Raw genomic sequence first — 1,756 nt, 5'->3', positions numbered from 1 at the left:
AAGGAAACGTAGCAGAATGCTTGCCAACTCTAGAAAGTTTAAAAAATCAATTTATAAACAACAACTTAAGGGGATAACAAAAATAGAGTAGAATGCGTTGCAGTAGATAATGCCCAACAAGTGATCAAGGCGCACCAGCTTGAAACACACATAAGACTGTTCTCTCACTACTTTCACATGAAACGCAAACCTCGAAGTAGAGAACACTATAAAGTTAATCCCAGCTCTAATTTTCAGGTAAAAAAAAGCCAGTACATTTCTGTACTGGCTTTTCGTATTAGACTCACCTCAAATGAATGAAGCGTCTTAACGCTTATTTGAACTCATCAAAAATTGCATTCAAGGTCTCACTTGGGCGCATCGCTTTTGAAGCCAATTCGAAGTCAGGGTTGTAGTAACCGCCAATCTCGATTTCTTGACCCTGAACATCAAGTAGTTCTTGCACAATCTTGGCTTCGTCTGCGCGAAGCTGCTCTGCGAGCTTAGTGAATTTCGCTTTCAACTCAGCGTCATCGTCTTGCGCTGCCAAGGCTTCTGCCCAGTACAGAGCAAGATAGAAATGACTGCCACGGTTATCGATCTCACCCGCCTTACGAGAAGGTGATTTGTTCTCATCAAGGAAGACTTCAGTCGCTTTATCAAGCGTACTTGCAAGCACTTTCGCGCGAGGGTTATCCGTTTTGTCACTCAAATCTTCGAGTGATACCGCAATCGCTAAAAACTCACCTAACGAATCCCAACGCAAATGGTTTTCTTCATTGAATTGCTGAACGTGCTTCGGCGCAGAACCACCAGCACCTGTTTCAAACAAACCCCCACCAGCCATCAATGGCACGATAGAGAGCATTTTTGCACTTGTACCTAATTCAAGAATTGGGAACAAATCCGTTAGATAATCACGTAATACGTTACCAGTCACTGAGATCGTGTCTTTACCGCGAATCAGACGCTCCATGGTTAAGCGAATCGCTTGGTCTGGCGAAAGGATACGGATGTCGAGACCTTCAGTATCATGTTCCTTCAGGTACATTTCGACTTTAGAGATCATCGATGCATCATGTGGACGCTCTGGGTCTAACCAGAATACTGCAGGCATACCGCTAGCACGTGCACGAGTAACGGCTAATTTCACCCAATCTTGGATTGGAAGATCTTTTGTCTGGCACATACGCCAAATATCACCCTTCTCAACATCGTGAGAAAGCAAGACATTGCCCGCATCATCAATAACACGAATAGTTCCATCTGCTTCAAGCTCAAATGTCTTATCGTGCGAACCATATTCTTCTGCTTTTTGAGCCATCAAACCAACGTTTGGAACCGTGCCCATAGTCACTGGATCAAAGTTATCGTGATGCTTACAGAAGTTGATAATTTCTTGGTAAATAGTCGCGTAGGTACTCTCTGGAATCACCGCTTTGGTATCTTTTAACTTACCATCGGTGCCCCACATCTTACCGCCGATACGGATCATTGCGGGCATAGAAGCATCAACGATCACGTCGCTAGGAACGTGTAAGTTTGAAATACCCTTGTCTGAATCAACCATAGCGAGTTCAGGACGATCTTCGTAACACTTACGAATATCTTCTTCAATTTCAGAACGCTGCGAATATGGAAGAGACTGAATTTTCTGGTGAACATTTCTTAAACCATTGTTCGCGTTCACACCGAGCTTTTCAAAGGTTTCTGCGTGCTTTTCAAAGACTTCTTTAAAATATACTTTTACAGCATGGCCAAAGACGATCGGGTGAGA

General features: G+C 43.5%; 1 protein-coding gene. It reads right to left on the bottom strand.

The window, feature by feature from the left end; all coding sequences use genetic code 11:
• Positions 1–313: 313 nt before the first annotated feature.
• Positions 314–1,756: NADP-dependent isocitrate dehydrogenase (locus A3739_RS16740; protein WP_197472385.1), on the bottom strand; the 1,443-nt coding region annotated here is incomplete at its 5' end.

Source organism: Oleiphilus sp. HI0067 (assembly GCF_001635735.1).
Note: the sequence above shows the minus strand (reverse complement) of the source record. Positions and strands in the feature narration are given on the sequence as shown.